Source organism: Salinispora pacifica CNR114, assembly GCF_000514775.1.
GTDB lineage: Bacteria > Actinomycetota > Actinomycetes > Mycobacteriales > Micromonosporaceae > Micromonospora > Micromonospora pacifica.
Genome location: NZ_AZWO01000016.1, coordinates 120,709 through 139,175, shown reverse-complemented (window position 1 = coordinate 139,175; position 18,467 = coordinate 120,709). Strand labels below are relative to the sequence as shown.

At 70.3% G+C, this 18,467-nt stretch carries 13 protein-coding genes, 1 tRNA gene and 1 pseudogene; 9 read left to right on the top strand and 6 right to left on the bottom strand.

All coding sequences use genetic code 11. The features are described 5' to 3' along the window. Positions 1-216: pseudogene (locus B118_RS32145) on the top strand (hypothetical protein); the annotation flags it as partial. A 107-nt stretch (positions 217-323) separates the two neighbouring features. Here the strand turns inward: B118_RS32145 and B118_RS0111965 are convergent. The 3 genes from B118_RS0111965 to B118_RS0111955 form a co-directional block, all read right to left on the bottom strand. Next, positions 324-1,247 (bottom strand): TrbL/VirB6 family protein, encoded by a 924-nt coding sequence (locus B118_RS0111965; RefSeq protein ID WP_080678043.1) that lies wholly within the window; start codon positions 1,245-1,247, stop codon positions 324-326. Between the two features lie 4 nt (positions 1,248-1,251). After that, on the bottom strand, positions 1,252-1,632 hold the full coding sequence (locus B118_RS28230) for a pilin (RefSeq protein ID WP_043541242.1): 381 nt from the start codon (positions 1,630-1,632) through the stop codon (positions 1,252-1,254). Between the two features lie 497 nt (positions 1,633-2,129). Next, positions 2,130-3,014, bottom strand: a complete 885-nt coding sequence (locus tag B118_RS0111955) for a hypothetical protein (RefSeq protein WP_028192817.1) — start codon at positions 3,012-3,014, stop codon at positions 2,130-2,132. Positions 3,015-3,659: 645 nt separating this feature from the next. Between B118_RS0111955 and B118_RS0111950 the strand changes: the two genes are divergently transcribed. From B118_RS0111950 to B118_RS30265, 3 genes are all read left to right on the top strand, one after another. After that, positions 3,660-4,628: a hypothetical protein gene (locus B118_RS0111950; protein WP_028192816.1), complete on the top strand. Its 969-nt coding sequence runs from the start codon at positions 3,660-3,662 to the stop codon at positions 4,626-4,628. Further along, positions 4,612-5,538 carry a TRM11 family SAM-dependent methyltransferase gene (locus B118_RS0111945; RefSeq protein ID WP_028192815.1) on the top strand — a complete coding sequence of 309 codons (927 nt, stop codon included), beginning with the start codon at positions 4,612-4,614 and terminating at the stop codon, positions 5,536-5,538. The genes B118_RS0111950 and B118_RS0111945 overlap by 17 nt, the downstream gene beginning before the upstream one ends. A gap of 656 nt (positions 5,539-6,194) precedes the next feature. Then, a complete protein-coding gene (locus tag B118_RS30265; protein WP_080678042.1) occupies positions 6,195-7,877 on the top strand; it encodes a recombinase family protein in 1,683 nt (560 codons plus the stop codon). Here the strand turns inward: B118_RS30265 and B118_RS0111930 are convergent. After that, positions 7,859-7,942, bottom strand: a tRNA-Leu gene (locus B118_RS0111930). The two genes, B118_RS30265 and B118_RS0111930, sit on opposite strands and share 19 nt — an antisense overlap. Positions 7,943-8,153: 211 nt before the next feature. Here B118_RS0111930 and B118_RS0111925 point away from each other — a divergent pair. The 5 genes from B118_RS0111925 to B118_RS28210 all read left to right on the top strand — a co-directional run bounded on the left by B118_RS0111925 (position 8,154) and on the right by B118_RS28210 (position 16,686). Continuing rightward, positions 8,154-9,398: a fibronectin type III domain-containing protein gene (locus B118_RS0111925; protein ID WP_028192812.1), complete on the top strand. Its 1,245-nt coding sequence runs from the start codon at positions 8,154-8,156 to the stop codon at positions 9,396-9,398. A 148-nt stretch (positions 9,399-9,546) separates the two neighbouring features. Beyond that, positions 9,547-12,144, top strand: a complete 2,598-nt coding sequence (locus tag B118_RS0111920; protein WP_028192811.1) for a fibronectin type III domain-containing protein — start codon at positions 9,547-9,549, stop codon at positions 12,142-12,144. 25 nt (positions 12,145-12,169) lie between these two features. Continuing rightward, a complete protein-coding gene (locus B118_RS0111915; RefSeq protein WP_018811251.1) occupies positions 12,170-13,165 on the top strand; it encodes an AAA family ATPase in 996 nt (331 codons plus the stop codon). A gap of 3 nt (positions 13,166-13,168) precedes the next feature. Further along, positions 13,169-14,332, top strand: coding sequence for a DUF58 domain-containing protein (locus B118_RS0111910; protein ID WP_028192810.1), 1,164 nt, complete (start codon positions 13,169-13,171; stop codon positions 14,330-14,332). After that, entirely contained in the window at positions 14,308-16,686 is a 2,379-nt protein-coding gene (locus B118_RS28210; RefSeq protein ID WP_202902332.1) for a transglutaminase TgpA family protein, read from the top strand. The genes B118_RS0111910 and B118_RS28210 overlap by 25 nt, the downstream gene beginning before the upstream one ends. Here the strand turns inward: B118_RS28210 and B118_RS0111905 are convergent. Beyond that, positions 16,574-17,482: an SDR family oxidoreductase gene (locus tag B118_RS0111905; RefSeq protein WP_028192819.1), complete on the bottom strand. Its 909-nt coding sequence runs from the start codon at positions 17,480-17,482 to the stop codon at positions 16,574-16,576. The genes B118_RS28210 and B118_RS0111905 overlap by 113 nt on opposite strands. Then, positions 17,479-18,453 carry an LLM class F420-dependent oxidoreductase gene (locus B118_RS0111900; protein WP_028192809.1) on the bottom strand — a complete coding sequence of 325 codons (975 nt, stop codon included), beginning with the start codon at positions 18,451-18,453 and terminating at the stop codon, positions 17,479-17,481. The genes B118_RS0111905 and B118_RS0111900 overlap by 4 nt, the downstream gene beginning before the upstream one ends. Between the last annotated feature and the right edge of the window lie 14 nt (positions 18,454-18,467).

The window sequence follows — 18,467 nt, the reverse complement described above, 5'->3', positions numbered from 1 at the left end:
GTCACCTGGGCAACCACCAACCTGCCAGACCGTCGGATCATCGCTCGCGTCCGCCCGGACAACATCGCTTCCGCCACAGTCGCCGGCCGAACAGGACTGCGCCGCGCCGAACATCTCGACACCGCCGGAGAGGACGGCCTCGACTGGATCTTCACCAAAAACTGGACACCGACCCGGACGCAGTCGCCCGGCTCGCCCATCAGGGCGCGAGACTGACCGCAGCAGCGATCCAAACCCATCCCACAAGCACACCCAGAGAAGGCAGTATGAAGCGCCCGTCGGCATCCGCGCCCGGTCCACCACATCCACCTCATCGTTGATCATCATGTGACCTTTCTGATGGCCCGAAGGCCAGGAATACTGCGGGACAGTTGCTGGACGACGACTACGCGTACGACAGCGCCGAGGAAGTTCGTAGCGCCGCGTCCGCCCTGACTTACCCATCGGCCGGCCCACCCGGGGATCTTCACGGTCGTCCAGAGCAGGACAATGACGATGATCAGGTTCAGCACGCCGCCCGGCTCCCCCGGCAGGCCCAGCACGGGCAACATGTGGGACGCGTCGAGCAGCATCCACTGGCCGGCGGTCAGAGTGAACGCCTGAGCGGTGGGAATCGCCAGACAGGCACCGTAGGCGCGCCACCACATCCGTGCGACGCCGTCCAAAACGGGCAGCGCGTGGCAGGCCAGGGGCAGCGGTGCGATCGCGGTCATGATCAGCAGCACGACGAAACGGCCGATAAGCTGGAACGCCGCCGTCACCATCAACACGGCGATGACCAGGGCAAGGATCAAAAACAGCAGTGGAGCCACAGGACTCCGCGCGGTCTGGATGTGGTTCTCGACAGCGGCCAAGGCGCTGTCGCCGTCATAGTTGTCCGCACTGATGGCGCCAGTCACCGCATTGGCGAACGTGATGAGTTCGCCGCAGAACAGCTGGGAGAAATGCGCGGCAATGAAGCCGACGACCAGCCGTGGCACGAGGTCCTTAACGGTGTAGCGGGACCGCTCATCGCCGCCAGAAAACATCATCATTGATCCGGCCGCCACGAACACCAGGACGAACACAGTGTCGACAATCCAGATCGACCGGCCCGTCAGGGCCTGCACCTGGGGCAGTGCCGTGACCTCGGGTGTCACGAGAAGAATCTCGGTGATCACATCGAAGATCGCGTTGAGGCAGGCGAGAACCGCCTCGATCAGCCATTCGAGGACCTCATCGAGGATCACGCTCATCATCCAGTTCATGGCGCTAACCCCCGACGATGCCCTGCACCAACTGCAGCAGGATCGGGGCGAGCACGGCCAAGCCGTAGCCGATCAACGCGTTACGCAGGGCTGCCTTGGCCCTGTCAACCTGACCGGGATCACCGCCCGCCGTGGCCCAGTAGACCCCCGCGAGAACCAGAAACAGGGTGGCGATCCCGGCCAGCAGCAGCATGATCTGGGTCTGCAGGTTGGCGATGACGACCGGCAGGCTGTTCGCCGCCAGGTAGGCCACCCCACCCGGATCGGCCTGTGCTGCACTCGGGACCGCAAGGATGAGCACGCCGGCACCCACCGCCGCGCCGACTCGTGCGGCGAGGCGAACCGGGTAGAGGCGGACAGGTTCGTTGGTGTGGATGGAAAACATGGGTGATTACCTCCCGCCCCGCCGCCGATCACCGAGTGGGTGCCGGGGCGGGGCGATAGCCAGAGACGGTCAAGGAAGCCGCCGCCGAGCGCGAGGTCGGCATGCCGCACCGCGTCCGGGAGGAGCTCGTCCTCCCTTACCTGGGTGGTTGCGGTAATCGATGAGGTGTCAGCGCATGCGATGGCGCGGCACCCGGGGCGACACGGCTGGCGTCACCCGCTGCTCGGCGGCGGACGGGACCGGAGCAGCGCTGGATGGCTGCTCTTGACTGTCCCGCACCTACCAATCGGCGTTTGTCAGACGTGACGCACACTTGCCGATCTGACAGTGCTCTGACAGGACGGCCGGGAATCTGACACTGCGGGCAGGCCATCGGATTCGTGCAGGTCCAGGGCCCCGCCACCTCGCAGCATCCACCTCAAACGGAACCAGAACGACTGTGGGCCCCGCGCACCGGCGCCGGGCCCACAGTCGTCACATCGAGCGTGGGGTGTCGGTCAAGCGGCGATCGCAACCCCGCGGGTACCTGCCGCGCGTGCGCTGGCCCGGCCTGCGCGGATGCTCGTCCCACGGATCGCCTGCGCTGTGGTCGCCGCTACGGAACCGGTCGAGGCGACCCTGGTCAAACCGCCCTCGGCGACGGCCCGTGCGAGCCGTTCGTCGGCGCGGGCTAGCCGCATCCGCAGTGCGTCCACCGTGATACCGAGCCGGGCGGCGATCGGCTCTGGCGCCCGCCGGCCCAGCCGAACCTCGATCCACGGCTGCACGTCTGCCTCGTCGATGATCCGCAAGGTGCCGGCACGCCGGACCAGCAGATCTGGGTGCCCGTACGGCACCTTCGGCGTGCGGGGTCCAGCCGCCACGTGCTCGATATCCTCGACCGGCATTGCCTGCTCGTCGGCCAGTCGTAGCTGCCGCCCGGCCCGCCACGCGGCCATGGTCAGCGACGCGTACAACGCCGGCCGGGTCACGTCAAGGTGGTCGCGTAGGGCCTCCAGGAACCCGGTCAGCACCTCGCAGTCGATGTCGGCCGGATCACCCCGGTAGCCGGCGGACAACTGCCCGGCAATCCGCACCAGCGCGGGCATCGCCATCCCGACCGCGGCGATCGTCCACTCAACACCCCGTAACCGGGCCCGGGCAACCAGTTCCCGCCACACCACATCACGGCCGCCGTAATTACCCGAACGCGTAAGTAGCCAATCCCGCAGCACCGGCAAACAAACAACACCGGAAGGCAAATCCACCTTGCCGCCCATGTTGCGAGCCAAGCTGTCACAATCGAGTGCCATCGGCGCCCAATCGGATGTCAGCGCCTTGAACGCGTGGTCGACAGCGAGCAGATGAGACGTTGACCAGTCCGGTGTATCGGACACAGACATGTCAAACTCCAAAACAGAGTGCCATCAGAAAGGAATCAACACCGACATCGGCGAATCCCCATGCGGGCAGTACGCCACTGGCATCTGACACGGCAATGACAAGCAACTGGACGAACTCCTCACCCCGCGCTCACCGTGATCTGACAACCGCCGAGCCGATGCCTCGCCAACCTCGGACTGGCACAACGCCTCCGACAACGCCAACGATTACCGCTGATGTAAGCGTCGTTGGTCACGTGTCCTCGTCAACGACAATCGCGGATGTCGCGCTCGGGCATCCGAGACGCGAAACCCCGGGGCCACGGGCGCGGAGACAGGCTGGCGGGCATGGCCGCTCTCAGGGTGACGGCTCATCGCTGTCTCAGGCCCGCTACGGAAGTCTCTGACAAAGCGATCCGGCTTTGCTGCTGCCGGCAGCACGGCCCCACCCTGATCTGACAACCGATCCGCTGACAGGTGCCGATCGCGTCTGTCAACGCGCGTTCGGTACCCGGCCAGGCGGGAGTAACTACCGGACAAACCAGGTAGAAAGCGGACTGTCAGACGAGATGACGGCGCTGTCAGATCGCCAAGTGTTCGCTACGACTGACAAACACCGATTGGTAGACGTCAGCGCATCACGGCGCGGCACGGAGCCAACACCATATGAGCGAGCACTCCACGCCGCCGCCTGCCCGTCAGGGCGACACCACTCACACCCCTTCGATGGATCTGGTCGCCGGTGACCCGCCGGTACCGATCACCGTCTGGCGCACCGCCCGCAGCGGCGACGACCAGAGCACGACCATCTCCAACCGACTGGCCTACCGACTCATCGCCGCCTACAGCCGGTCCGGCGAGGCGGTCGTCGACCTCACCGACGAGCACGTGCTGGACACCGCTTGCCTACGCGGCGGTCGCCGGCACCACCCGGCCTGGTTCACCGGCGCCTCCACGCTGGTCGTCGGGCCGCAGACGCCACAGCCCGACGAACCCGCCGATGACCTGGACCCCGATGATCCGGATGATCTGCGGACCTGGTTCGGCGACGACCTCCGCGACCCCGATCCGTTCCCCGGCGATGACCCGGCCGTCGTGCCCGGCGACGGCGACGACCTGCAGGGCCGCACCAGCCTCGTCGTGGCCACCTGGCCGCTCGAGGCCAGCAGCGACGCGGACAACCGGGTCCGCCTGGCCTGGCTGCTTGCCGTCTGCACCAAACTGCTACACCCCGGTGGATGCCTAGTCCTCGTCGTCGGCGTCCCGGCCGGCACGCTCGCAGCCCCGGAGGACTTCACACCCGTCGTCAACGCCGCCGCAGGTGCCGGACTCGGCTACCTACAACACATCGTCGCGGTCGCCGCCGACACCGACGGCGACCGGTTCACCTACGGCGCACCCGATGAGGAACTACTGTCGTTGGCCCGCGCCACCGAAGCACAGGAGTTCGTACTCCACATCAAGGTCCACGCCGACCTGCTCGTCTTCACCCACAAGCAACTCCCCGCGGGTTCAGCGAAATCGACGGACTCTCAGCAGGAACCCACGGGTTCCTCATCACGATCACGCTATCGCGCGCCCAGGAAGTCGAGGAACTCACGGAATGCCGCACAGGACGGTGACCGGCATGCCTGACCCCTCGACCCACTCCCCCAGCGGCACAGCGAGCCCGAACCAGACGACCACGTGGCCGCAGGCCCTGTCGGTCTGGGCAACCGCCCAGTCGAACGGCCCCGTCCAGCGACGCGGCCGATACGTGCCCCAGTCGGTCAAGCACCCGGCCAGGATGCTGCCCGCGATCGCCGCCCACGCCGTGCGCTCCTACACCCAACCCGGCGACCTGGTATTCGACCCCATGTGCGGGATCGGCACCACCATCGTCGAGGCCATCCACGCCGGCCGTGACGCGATCGGCGTGGAGTACGAGTCCCAATGGTCCGACATCGCCGACCTCAACATCGCCCACGCCCACCGACACGGCGCGACCGGCCGCGGCTCGGTGATCCGCGGTGACGCCACCCGGCTGACCGCGCTACTACCCGCCGTCCTACAGGAACAGGTCGCCCTCGTGGTGACCTCGCCACCGTACGGGCCGACCGTGCACGGCCTCGTCCGCCCCGGCAGCGACGGAGTCGCCAAGTTCGACAACCGCTACGGCGAGGACAAGGGCAATCTCGCCTACCGCTCATCCCTGGCCGGGCTTGTTGAGGGGTTCACCGGAATCCTGCGCGGCTGCCACACCCTGCTGCGCCCCGGCGGGGTGGTCGTCATAACCGCCCGACCCTGGCGCAAACGCGGCGAACTGGTCGACCTACCCTCGGCGGTCCTGACCGCTGGCACCGCCGCCGGCTTCGTGCCGCTCGAGCGGTGCGTCGCCCTACTCGCCGCCGTCCGCGGCGGACGGCTCGTCGCCCGACCGTCGTTCTTCCAGCTTCAGCAAGTTCGCAAGGCAAGGGCCGCCGGAGTGCCGATGCACCTGATCGCACACGAGGACCTGCTGGTACTCGGCAAGCCGCTGAATCCGGGAAGCAGGGTGGGGACATGACCACAGGCACCCACCACACTCCCTCCCTCAACTCCGAGTCAACGGTCACCCATCTCAAGGACTATCAACCGATCTGACAACCACAGAGACGTAAAGCCGCACTACTTGACGAGCGGCCGGTTCCTAACGGCACCGGCCGCTTCTTCATGCTCACCGCAGCAACCGGCACGCGACTACCCGAAGGGCAAATCCGATGGCACCCCATTCATTCGCCATGACGCGAGTCACGAGCGCAATGAGCTGCAGCGCCACAATCCCGCCCAGCCACGAAGACAATGCTGTCATCGCCCTCCAACCCGCACGCTCTCGCAGTGAGGCGACGGCGACCGAGGAGCGAATGAGGCTCGCCCAATGCCGCGCTTCCCAGCCGGGGCGCCCGCCGGACGGAGGCACATGACGCTGCCGCCCGGCCACCATTCGCCACAACGCAACGAGCCGGATTCGATCACGCCCCCCGACAAGCGACTTGACCAGCCCAGCGAAGACGATGGTCCATGGACCGTTGAGACCGTCGACGGCCGCGAAACATCCGGGACTACCCGCGTGGTGGTACCCGGTCAGCCACCCGAGCTGCACCCCGCCGCAGCTGCCGCACTTCTCAAGCTACTCAGACACACCAACCCCCACCGCACCGACAACTCGCAACAGGAGCACTGATGCCCACCCCTCAACCGAAACCCTTCGCCTTCTACGGACGCGTGTCGACCGAGGACAACCAGGACCCCGAGTCGTCCCGGAACTGGCAACTCACCCGGGCGACCACCATCATCCGCCCGCACAGTGGACAAATCGTCACGGAGTACTTCGACGTCGGCCAGAGCCGCTCCCTCCCCTGGCAACGCCGGATCCAGGCCAGCCGTCTTCTCGCGGCGCTCCGCGATCCACGTCGCGGGTTCTCTGCCGTCGTGGTCGGCGAACCCCACCGCGCGTTCTACGGCAACCAGTTCGGTCTCACGGTGCCGCTGTTCACCCACTACGGCGTCGAACTGTGGGTGCCCGAAATCGGCGGTCCGATCGACCCTGACAACGAAGCCCACGAACTGGTCATGTCCGTCTTCGGCGGCATGAGCAAGGGCGAACGTAACCGGATCAAACTGCGCGTCCGCACCGCCATGGCCGCCCAGACCCTCCTCGAGGGCCGCTACCTCGGCGGACGCCCGCCATACGGCTACACACTCCGCGAACTCGGACCCCACCCCAACCCGGCCAAAGCCGCCAACGGCAAACAACTCAAAGGCCTCATCCCAGACGAACAGACCGCCCCGATCGTCCGGCAGATCTTCACCGAATTCCTCGCCGGTATCGGCCTGTTCGCCATCGCTGAAGGACTCACCGCCAATCACGTGCCCTGCCCCTCAGCGCATGACCGCGCCCGCAACCGGCACCGCAGCGGCATCGCCTGGTCCAAAAGCGCCGTACGGGTCATCCTCACCAACCCCCGCTACACCGGCCGGCAGGTCTGGAACAAACAACGCACCGACGAGGTACTGCTCGACGTCGACGACGTGGCAATGGGCCACACCGGCGTCATGCGCTGGAACCCCCGCGACAAATGGGTGGTCTCCAAGGAGATCACCCACGAACCACTCATCGACGACACGACCTTCGAGCAAGCCCAAGCGATACTGCGACATCGCGGACGGGGAACCGGCGGCCAACACCTCCAGCAGCGCACTCGTAACCCGTACGTCTTCCGCGGCATCATCTACTGCGCTGCCTGCGACCGCCGCATGCAGGGCCAGTACAACCACGGCGACGCCTACTACCGCTGCCGATTCCCACAGGAGTACGCCCTCGCCAACCACGTCCCACACCCCCGCAACGTGTACCTACGCGAGGACGCCCTCACCGACCCACTCGACACCTGGCTCGCCTCCGCCTTCGCCCCCCAACGCCTCGAACACACCATCACCGCGCTGGCCGACGCCCAACCAGTAGCCCATCCGCCCGCAACCGGCATACCAGCCCAGGCCATCATCACCGAGTGCGACGCCAAGCTAGAGCGCTACCGCGCCGCCCTCGACGCTGGCGCAGACCCGACGGTAGTTACCGCCTGGATCACTCAGACCCAGGCCGACCGCGCCCGCGCCGAAGCAGAACTACACGCACTAGCGAGCACCACCCCACACCGGCTGACCCGAGCAGAAATCACCGCCCTGGTGACCGCACTCGGGGACATCGCCGCCGTCCTCCGCGACGCCGACCCAGCCGACAAGGCCAAGGTCTACCGGCAACTCGGCCTCCGGCTGAACTACCAGCCCGAAACGCAAACGGTGCGCGCTGAAGTGGATCTCAGCGCGCACCGTGGGGAAATGGTTTGTGTCCGAGGGGGGACTTGAACCCCCACGCCCTATACGGGCACTAGCACCTCAAGCTAGCGCGTCTGCCATTCCGCCACCCGGACTTGCTCTTTCCAGCCTACCGCGACGACCGAAGTGATCTTCTCACCTGTCGGCTACCCAGCGGGCCGCACGAGGAGTTACTGTACACCGCCCGGATGGATCATGCACATCGGCTCTCGGCGGGCGAGAATACGGACAGGAGTGCTGTCGCAGTAGCGTCGGGGCACGTCGGGCCGGCAGCATGACCACGTGTCGTATCCCTCGCCCTCCCCCTTGGCCGCGGTGCAGCATCGGGCTCTCGCCCTGCGTCACGCCGGCGACCTGGCCGGCGCGCGTCAACTCCTCACCGACACGGTGGAGTCGGCCCATCCGCCGCCGTACGGCTCGGATCATCCCGAGGTGCTGGGCACCGCGCACCTCCTGGCACGACTGCACCGGGAGGCTGGCGACCCGAGCGCCGCCCGCCGGGTGCTGGAGGAGGCGCTCGCGGCGGGTCAGCGCCTCCGGTCGGACGCCGATCCCCTGTTACTGGCGCTCGTCTTCGAGTTGGCGACCGTGGCGGACGAGCTCGGCAACCGACACGAGGCCCGCCGCAACTTTCATCGGATCCTGATCGCCGGTCCGGCCGTGCTCGGGGCCGACCATTCGTCGGTCCGGGCGGCTCGGGCCTACTTCGACGAGGCCGGAATGGCTGACGGCTCGTCCGGCCCGCCGCGTCCAGTGCAGCACAATCCGGGGCGCCCGGGGGCTGAGACGGTCGCGGCGCTGCCCTCGAACGTTCGACGGGTGCAGCCGCCGGTTCCGCCGGAGGCCGCGCCGGCTCCATCGGGTCCATCTCCCGGCCATACGACATTACGGCGTCCGACGGTCGGACCGAGCCCGGGCGGGGACGGCGGCAGGCGACGGCCCCGACCAGATCAGCCCTTGGGGCCGCGATCCACCCACGGCTCTTTCGACGCCCGCCCCGCACCTGGGGTTTTAGCCGGTGAACCCGCGGCGGGCCCATCCCGGATAACGGACGATACCGTTGTCGGTCTGCTGCCGGCCGCGCATCCGGCCCGGGCGCAGCGGCGGCGCGACCGGAACTGGACCGCGGTGGTCGCGGTACTCGCTGCGGCGGGGGTGGCCGCGGTGGCGATTGTCGGCACGGGCTTGGTGGTGCTTCTTCGGAGCGATCCGGCGGCCGCTCCGCTGCCGGAGACACCCCGGGCGTCGGCGGCGGGATCGCCGAGCGGGGTACCGAGTGCGCCGCCTCCGACGGACCTGAGTCTGCGGGACGACCTGACCACAGTCACTCTCACGTGGACGGACCCGTCCGACGGCAGCGTGCCGTTCGTGGTGGCCGCTGGCCAGGCGGGGCAGCAACTGGGGATGAACGGCCGGGTGGAGCCGGGGCGGACCAGCTACACGATCAACGGCTTGAGTGCCGAGGTGGACTACTGCTTCACGGTGCTGGCGGTGTATTCGACGGAGACGTTCACCACGTCCGGGCAGGTGTGCACCGATCGCGAGCGGTAAATAGCCGGGCAGTACGCTGCGTGTACGCCGGTGGACGGTACGGGTTCCCTTACCGCTGCAGAGCCAAATATGATGGCAGCCGACTTCTGGGGGGGCCGCCGTCTTCGGACCCGTAACCTGCTCGAACGATACGGGGAGGCAACTGGTTGTGGCCACCATCGATGATGGCGTGACTCCGCGTCGCCGCTTTCGTGGTGGGCTGGTCACCATCGCCACTGTGATGGCACTGCTGGCCGCGATGGGGCTGACTGTGCTCGGGGTGGGCGCCGCCGACAACGCGGTGGCCACCTTCGACGCCAGTTCCTGGTTGTGGAGCAGTGCTCGGGGTGAGTTGGCTCGGGTCAACGGGGTGACGGCGCGGGTGGACACCCGGCTGGAGGTTCCGGGCGCGCAGCAGCATCCGGTGCAGGTCACCCAGACCGACCGGCTACTCGTCCTGCGGGATCTGAGCACGGGCCAGGTCAGCTCGCTGGACCTGGCCACGTTGCGGATCCTCGCGACCTCCCCCACCACGCCCGGTCTCGGGGTGAACGTCGCGTTGCACGAGGAGGCGGCGTTCGTGGTGGACGCGGTGCAGGGCATCGTCCGGCAGCTCGATCCGCGGTCGCTGTCGCCGGTCGGCGAGTCGGTCCGCTTTCCGCCGGGCATCACCGGTGGTTCTTTTGACGGTGCGGGCCGGCTATGGATCGCCGTGCCGAGCGAGGGGACCGTCTCGGCGATCAGCGCCGCGCCGCTGCCGTCATCGTCGGCGGGCGCCGAGGGGGGTCTGGGTCCGGAGCTGATCGAGACGTACGACGTGACCGAACCCCATCACGAGCTGATGGTGTCCACTCTCGATGAGGGTGTGGCGGTGCTCGACCGGACGGCGGGTTCATTGATCATGGTGCGTGCGGGGGATGTGACGCGGACCCCGCTGGTGACCTCCGCGCCGGCGGTGCTACCCGCCCGGACCAACGGGTCGGCGGTGCCGGTTACGGTGCCGTCGCAACGGCAGGTGCACGTGGTCGCGGACGGGGTGGTCACCAACTTCACGGTGCCCGGTGAAGGGGGCGACCTCAGCCCGGCGGTGTCATGGGCGGGCCGGTTCTACTGCGCCGACGAGGCCACCGGCACCGTGTACGTGCTCGACGAGGCCGGCCGGCTGGTCGATTCGATGTCCGGCGCACCGGCTGGTCCGCTTGAACTGGAGGTTCGGGAGAACCACCTGTTCATCAACGCTCCGGACGCGTCGATCGCCCGGGTGGTGGACGACCGGCACCGGATGCGGGAGGTCGACAAGTACGCCAACGACGTGCTGGGCGGTGACCCGCCGCCCACTCCCCCACCGCCGCCCCCGCCGCCGAAGCCGAAGGAGAGCCGGCCGGGTCCACCGCAGGCGGTCACCGCGGCGGCCGGGGACGCCCGGGCCCGGGTGAGCTGGCGGGCCGCCGCCGCCAATGGCGCCGAGATCATCAAGTATGTGGTGTCCGGCGGTGGGCAGCGCGTCGAGGTCGGCGCCAGCCAGCGGGCGGTGGAGATCAAGGGGCTGACCAACGGGGAGACGTACGCCTTCTCGGTGTTCGCGGTCAACGCCAAGGGGGACGGCCCGGCGCGGACCAGTAACCCGGTGACGCCGACGGCGGAGGTGCCGGACCCGCCGGCGAGCGCGACCGCCGAGGCGCGCCCGGACGGGACGGTCGCGGTGCGCTGGCCGGCGGCGGACGGGCAGGGCAACACGATCGACCGGTATGTGGTGACGGCCACCTCGGCCGGCACGAACTCGCTGGCCGGGGAGGCGACCGGGACGGAGCTGGTGGTGCCGGCGGGCGAGTTGGAGTTCGGCCGGCAGTACGCGTTCTCGGTCGTCGCGGTCAATGACAGGGGTGCGGGTTCGGCGGCCTCGCCGGTGAGTAACACGGTGGTGCCGTACGCGCCGCCGGGGGAGCCGGTGGAGCTACAGGCCACGACGGTGGCGGAGCAGCCGGGGACGGTCGCGGTGCGGTGGGGGCCGGCGGCGGCGAATGGCCGGCCGGTAGCGGCGTACCTGGTGGACGTGGGTGGTCAGCGGAGCGAGGTGACCGACACTCGGACGACGGTCAGCGGGCTGGGTGACGGCAAGCAGGTCACGGTCAAGGTGCGGGCGGTCAACGAAGCCGGGCCGGGGCCGGAGGCCACGGTTCTCGCGCGGACTGTGGCCGCGCCGAAGGTGACGGTGACCGGTTCGTCGGCGACCGCCACGTCGGTGACGGTGAGCTTCACTGTGGATGCCGGCGGTGGTGAGGCGACCTGCACGTTGAGCACCAGTGGCAAGCCGGCGAAGTCCGGCCCATGTTCCCGGATCACGTTGTCCGAGTTGACGGCCAGCACGGCGTACACGTTCACGGTGACGGCGACGAACGTGGCCGGCCCGGGCAGCGCGACCCGCGCGCAGTCGACGGGGGTGCTGTCCGGGACGGCAACCTGCGAAAACGGCGACTCCGGGGACCAGCGGACATACTGTGACGCCGACGTGGACGGCCGCAACGGTAACGAGATCTTCTCGGCGCCGCGGCAGGATGACCCCCGGCAGGTCGGGTGGGCCAGGCCGGGCACGCGGTTGAGGGCGTACTGCCGGCAGGCGGGCGAGGAGGTGTACGCCTTCGTCTACAACGGGCGCAAGAGGAGCACCTGGTGGGTGCAGGTCGAATTCCAGGGGCGCAACTACATTCCGTGGGCCTGGCTGAACCTCGACGGTGGTGACGACATCAACGCCCTGCCGACCTGCTGACCGACGCCAGGCAAGGAGCACCAGCGTGAGTTCCCCCGGGTTACTCAATGAGTCGGAGGTGCAGGGCTTCGCTGCCCTCGCCGCCCGGCTGGCCGAGAACATCAACGCGGTCGTCCTGGGCAAGCCGGAGGTGGTCCGGTTGGCTCTGACCGCGCTCTTCGCGCAAGGGCATGTGCTGCTGGAGGATGTACCGGGGGTCGGCAAGACGACGCTGGCCCGGGCTGTCGCCGCCACGGTGCAGGGTCGGTGGCGGCGGATCCAGTTCACCCCGGACCTGCTGCCGTCGGACGTATCGGGGGTGACGATCTACAACCAGGCCAGTCGGGAGTTCGAGTTTCATCCGGGGCCGGTCTTCGCCAACATCGTCATCGCCGACGAGATCAACCGGGCCTCGCCGAAGACCCAGTCGGCGCTGCTGGAGGTGATGGAGGAGCGCACGGTGACGGTGGACGGGGTGGGCCATCCGGTTCCGCAGCCGTTCCTGGTGGTGGCGACGCAGAACCCGGTGGAGATGGATGGCACGTACCGGCTGCCGGAGGCGCAGTTGGACCGGTTCCTGGTGAGGTTGTCGGTCGGCTATCCGGACGAGGCGGTTGAGGTGGAGGTGCTGCGGGGCGCGACAGCGCGTTCTCCCGAGGCGCTGACCCCGGTCACCGACACCGCGACGGTCGAGGAGATGGTGCGGATGGCGCGCCGGGTGCACATCGCCGAGCCGTTGTACGGGTACGCGGTGCGGATCGCGGCGGCGACCCGGGACCATCGGCAGGTCCGGGTGGGGGTGAGCCCACGTGGGGTGATCGCGTTGACCCGGGCGGCCTGCGCGTACGCGCTGATCGACGGCCGGGGTTGGATCATGCCGGAGGATCTGAAGCTGCTCGCTGAGCCGGTGTTCGCGCATCGGCTGCTCCTCACCCCGGAGGCGCAGGTGCGGGGGGTGACCCCGACGGAGGTGCTGCGTCAGGCCATCGCCTCGGTGCCGGTGCCGCTGCCGTCCGGGCAGGCCGCCACGGTCCGCGGTTGAGCTGTGGGGGTTACTGCCCGGGGGGTCGGGTTGTTTGTCGCTGCCGCTGCCCTGCTGGCGGCGGGCTTCCGCTTCGCGTACCCGGAGTTGGCGTTGCTGGGCGCGGCGGGGGCGACCGCGGGCGGCTACGCGTTGGCCGTGGCCGTGTGGCGGCCCCGGTTGGCGGTGGTCCGCCGGGCCGAGCCGGACCGGGTGGGGCGCGGTGAGCCGGCGACGATGACGGTGACCGTCCAGAACAGTGGCCGGCTCCGGTCGGCGAACCTGGTCGCCGAGGACCGCTGTGGTGGGGTCTCGGTGCCGGTGCCGGTGTTGCGGCTGCGGCCGAGAAAGGACACCACGGCCCGGTACGACGTGCCGACGACCCGCCGGGGCGTGGTGCCGGTGGGGCCGCTGCGGGTGACCCGGCGGGACCCGCTGGGTCTGGTGTCGTTGTCGCGCCCGTACGGCGAGACGGTGCCGGTGTGGGTGCACCCGCGGGTCCATCCACTGAACGTGATGCCCACCGGCGCGGGGCGCAGCCTGGACGGCCAGGTGGATTCCGTCCCGCACGGTTCGATCACCTTCGACTCGCTGCGGGAGTACGTGGTCGGGGACGAACTGCGTCGGGTGCACTGGCGGACCAGTGCGCGGGTGGGTGAGCTGATGGTTCGGGAGAACGTGGACACCAGCCTGCCTCGCCTGGTGGTGTTGCTGGACAACCGGGCGGTGGCTCATCCGCAGCGGTCGGCCGGTCTGGCGGAGTCGTTCGAGGCGGCGTGTGAGGCGGCGGCGTCGGTGCTGACCGCCGCGTACCGGGCCGATCTGCCGGTGGTGCTGGTGCTGGTGGCCCCGGCGGAGGAGGTCAACGCGGCGGGTGTGCCGGATGCCGGGGTGGTGGGCCCGCTGGATCGGCTGGCGGCGGCGGGACTCGGTGCCGACACCCTGGACGCCACCCTGACCCGGCTGCGGGGGGATCGCCTCGGCGACACGCTGATCGCGCTCACCGGCCCGGGCGGGCGGGCGACGCTCGGCCGGTTCGGTGCGCTCCGCGGCGCGTACCCGTCGGTGGTCGTCGGGGTTTTCGGGGCGGCGGAGCAGGCGCAGCCGCCGACGGCCGGCCTGGTGGTGATCGACGCGGTGGACGGGGCGGCCTTCGCCGCCGAGTGGGATCGGGTGCGACGGTGGTGAGGATGGCCGAACGCGGTGCCGGTCTCCCCGCGGGGAGGAGGTCGCTCCTGACCTCGGAGTTGCCGTTGGCGGTGGTGTTGGTCGTGCTGGTGACGCTGGCCGGGGTTGTCCTCGGGCGGATGTACGCCGGGGATCTGCTCCCGCTGCTGGTTGCTGGTGCCGCGGCCGGCTCGGTGCTGGTGGGGGTGCTCTGTCGACGGCTGCCCTCGTGGCTGGTGGCGCCGCTGTCGGTTCTCGGGCTGGCGGCGTGGACACTGTGGTCGTTGCGGCTCACCGCCGATCGTGCCGACCTGCCCGGCCCGCTGGTGGAGGTCGCTGGCGAGGCCGCCCGCAACGGCATTCCCCGGCTGTTGACCGCCATGATCCCGGTGGAGCCGACGCCGGACACGGTCCTCGTTCCGGTGGTCGCCGCCTGGTTGGCCGGGCTGGCCGCCAGTGAGGTGACGTTGCGGGCGGGTCGGGTGTTGCTCGGGTACCTGCCGCCGGTGCTGCTCTTCGCCGGCGCCGTCTACCTGGTCGGGCCGAACGCCGAACCGGCGGTCGGGCCGACGCTGGTCTTCGTGGCGGTGGCGGTGCTCGGGCTCGCGTTGCCGGGACGGGACCGGCCGGCCGCTGCGGACCGGCTGGCGGGGCTGCCGCCGAGGGCCGGCGCGGCAGCGCGGATCCGGCTCGTCGGGGCGTCCACGGCCGGTACGGCGGTCGTGGTGGCACTGGCGGTCCTGCTCGGTCCCGCGCTCGTCGGCATGGTCGGCGGCCGGCCGGTTGACCCGCGCCGGTACGTGGAGCCGCCCCGCGTGGACTCGCTGGACGAGAATCCGTTGATCCGTATCTCGGGTTGGGCACTGCAACCGGAGCAGAAGCTGCTGGACGTGACGACCCTCGCCACCGACGGGGCAGACCCGGCCGGTGCTGGGGCAGACCCGGCCGGTGCTGGGGCAGGCCCGGCCGGTACCGGGGCACGGATCCGGCTGGCGGTGCTCAGTGACTACGACGGGGTTACCTGGCAGGTCGGCGCGACGTACCGCAACGCGGGCCGGATCCTCCCGGCGACGGATACCGCGCCGGGGAGCATCGTCGAGACGGTCCGTCAGGAGTTCACCGTCGCCGAGTTGACCGGGCGGTTGTTGCCGGCGGTCGCCACCCCGCGGGAGGTGACCGGGGCGCGGGTGGCGTACGACCCGGCGACCGGGACCCTGATTCACCCGGAAGGGCTGGCCCCCGGGCTGCGGTACACGGTGACGTCCGCCCAGGAGCGGCCAGAGGTCAACCTGCTGGCCACGGCGGAGGTGCCGGCCGGGGCGGAGGTGGCGCGGGTGCTGCGGGTCGCCGACGGGGTGCCGGAGTCGCTGCGCCGGTTGGCGGAGCAGCTCAGCGAGTCGACCGGCGCCCCGTACCAACGGGCGGCCGCGGTGGAGCAGTTCCTCGCCGAGCACTACCGGCTGGTTCCGGACGCCCCGAGTGGGCACGCGTACCCGAATCTGGAGTTCTTCCTGTTCGGCCCGCGTAACGCGGGCGGGCAGCGGGGAACGTCGGAGCAGTTCGCGGCGGCGTTCGCGGTGCTGGGTCGGCTGGTGGGGTTGCCGACCCGGGTGGTGGTCGGGTTCCGGCCGTCGGGCGACGGGCCGGTGCGGGCCGGGGACGCGTACGCCTGGCCGGAGGTGTTGTTCGACGGGCTGGGCTGGGTACCGTTCGATCCGCTACCCCAGCCGGACACCGAGCCCCAGCCGGTTGAGGAGGGGTTGCGTCCCCCGCCGGAGGAGCCGCCGACGCCGGAGCCGGAGCCGAGCACGGAGCCGCCGGTCACTCCGCAGGCCTCCGGCGCGCCGGTGGGGCCGGCAGACGCCGTCCGCGGGTCACCGTCGGTGTTGCTGGTCGGCGGTGTTGCGGTCGGGGGTGGGCTGGCCCTGGCGGCACTGCTGCTGCTGACGCTGCTGTGGCTACGCCGGGCGCTGAGTCGGGGCCGGCTGGAGCGCGGCTTCCCTGGCGAACGGGTGGGCGGCGCCTGGCGGGAGGTGACCGACGCGCTGCGGCTCGCCGGGCAGCCGGCCACCGGTGATCTGGCCGCCACCGAGGTCGCCGTGGTGGCGCGGGAGGTGTTGGCGCGGGCCGACGCGGAGCCGACGCCGGCCGCGGCGGTGGGGGTCACCGAGTTGGCGGACCTGCTCAACCGGGTCGCCTTCGCCCCGGGCACGCTCACCGAGCAGCAGGCCGAGCGGGCCGCGGCGATCGCCCGGGCGTATGTCACGGCGCTGCGGGTGGCCCGTCCCTGGTGGCGCCGTCTGCTGTGGCCGGTCCACCCTGGCCCGCTGCGTCGGGACCGCGCGGATCGGCGCCGGCGGAGCCCCCGGCCCTGACTGTCGACCCGGTCAGCCGACGAATGAGTTTACGCAGTCCGGCCTGCCAGCCGTCGGGATCCTCCGCGCGGCGGCGGGCGTATTCGGCGACCTCCGGGTGCGGCAAGATCAGGAACCGTTCCTCGGCGAGCCCGGTGATCACCGCGTCGGCCACCTGGTCCGGAGTGAGTACCGTGCCGGAGGCGGCGACGACCCGCGCGGCCAGGTGCCCCGCGGCCAGTCCTCCGGTGAGCATCGGGGTGGCGACGCCCTGCGGGCACAACGCGCTGACCCGGATGCCCTGGTCGCGGTAGGTGATGGCGAGCCACTCGGCGAAGGCGACCGCGGCATGCTTCGTGGCCGCGTAGGGAGCGTCCCCCACCGCGGTCAGCACACCCGCGGCCGAACAGGTCATGAGCAGGTGCCCACCGCCGCGGGCGAGCATCGCCGGCAGCACCGCCCGGGCGGTGTAGACGTGGGAGAGCACGTTGACCCGCCAGGCCCGATCCCAGTCGGCGTCCGGGGCGGCCTCGCCCCCACCGGTAGCCACGCCAGCGTTGGCGCAGAACAGGTCGATCCGCCCGTGGCGTCGCTCGGTCTCGGTGACCAGCGCGTGGACCTGCTCCTCGTCGGTGACGTCCACCTCGACGGGCCGGGCGACGGGCCCGACCGTGTCGGCGACCGCGCGGGCGGCCGTGGGGTCCAGATCCGCTACCACCACGGCCGCCGCTCCCTCCGCCGCGAACCGCCGGGCCAGTGCGGACCCGATGCCCCCGGCCCCGCCGGTGATCACCGCCACTCGGTCGGTGAGGTTCATCGGGGCTCACCCCCGCCCAGTCTGGCGAGCACGTCGAGGAGTACCGCTACGTCGCCGGTTGCCAGCTCGGGCGTTGGCAGCAGCGCCAGTACGGGGACGTCCACACCGGCCGAGGCGTACCGCTGCACCTGGGCCCGGCACTCCTGCGGACCGCCGTGCAGGACGAGCGCGTCCACCACCTCGTCCGGCACCGCCGCCCCGGCGCCCCGTCGGTCTCCCGCGGCCCAGGCCGTCCACATCGGGTCGAGGACCTCGGCGCGCCCCAGCCAGCGGTGGAACTCCGCGTACGCCGGGACGGTCAGGTAGCTGGTGATGAGCCGGCGGCCCAGTGCGCGGGCGTACTCGGCGTCGGTGGTGGGGCAGACGAAGATCCGCGCGACGACCTCGAAGCCGGGGCGAGCCCGGCCGAGCGCGCCCAGCACCTGCGGCAGGTCGGTGGCGGCGAGCCAGTTGAGGATCACGCCGTCGGCTTCGGCGGCGGCGAGCCGCAGCATGCCCGGGCGCAGCGCGGCGAGCAGCAGCGACGGTGGTACGGCCGGCGGGCGTTCCAGGGTGAAGCGCCGGACGGCGAAGGTGTCGTACGCTCCGTCGACTGTCTTTCCGGCCAGGGCGGCGCGCAGGAAGCGGAGCACATCGCGGGTGCGCCGGTACGGCTCGCTGAACTCGCCGGCGTTCCAGTCCCGGACGATCACCGGCGACGAGGCGCCGATGCCGAGGGCGAACCGATCGGGGGCGGTCTCAGCGAGAGCGGCGGCGCTCATCGCGAGCAGCCCCGGTCCGCGGGTGAAGACCGGTGTCACCGCGGTGCCCAGCCGCAGCCGCGGCGCCCAGGCGGCGGCCAGCGCCAGCGGCGTGAAGGCGTCCGCCCCGGTCACCTCGGCCGACCAGACGTCGGTGAATCCGACCTGGTCGAGTACGCGGTAGACCGTGGCGTGGTCGGCCAGCGGAATGCCGCTCAACGGTACCGTCATGCCCCATCGCGTCG

Coding starts and splice junctions, on each gene's coding strand:
- B118_RS0111900 (WP_028192809.1), bottom strand. CDS start 18,453: ATGACGGTACCGTTGAGCGGCATTCCGCTGGCCGACCACGCCACGGTC.
- B118_RS0111950 (WP_028192816.1), top strand. CDS start 3,660: ATGAGCGAGCACTCCACGCCGCCGCCTGCCCGTCAGGGCGACACCACT.
- B118_RS0111955 (WP_028192817.1), bottom strand. CDS start 3,014: ATGTCTGTGTCCGATACACCGGACTGGTCAACGTCTCATCTGCTCGCT.
- B118_RS28230 (WP_043541242.1), bottom strand. CDS start 1,632: ATGTTTTCCATCCACACCAACGAACCTGTCCGCCTCTACCCGGTTCGC.
- B118_RS0111965 (WP_080678043.1), bottom strand. CDS start 1,247: ATGAACTGGATGATGAGCGTGATCCTCGATGAGGTCCTCGAATGGCTG.
- B118_RS0111905 (WP_028192819.1), bottom strand. CDS start 17,482: ATGAACCTCACCGACCGAGTGGCGGTGATCACCGGCGGGGCCGGGGGC.
- B118_RS30265 (WP_080678042.1), top strand. CDS start 6,195: ATGCCCACCCCTCAACCGAAACCCTTCGCCTTCTACGGACGCGTGTCG.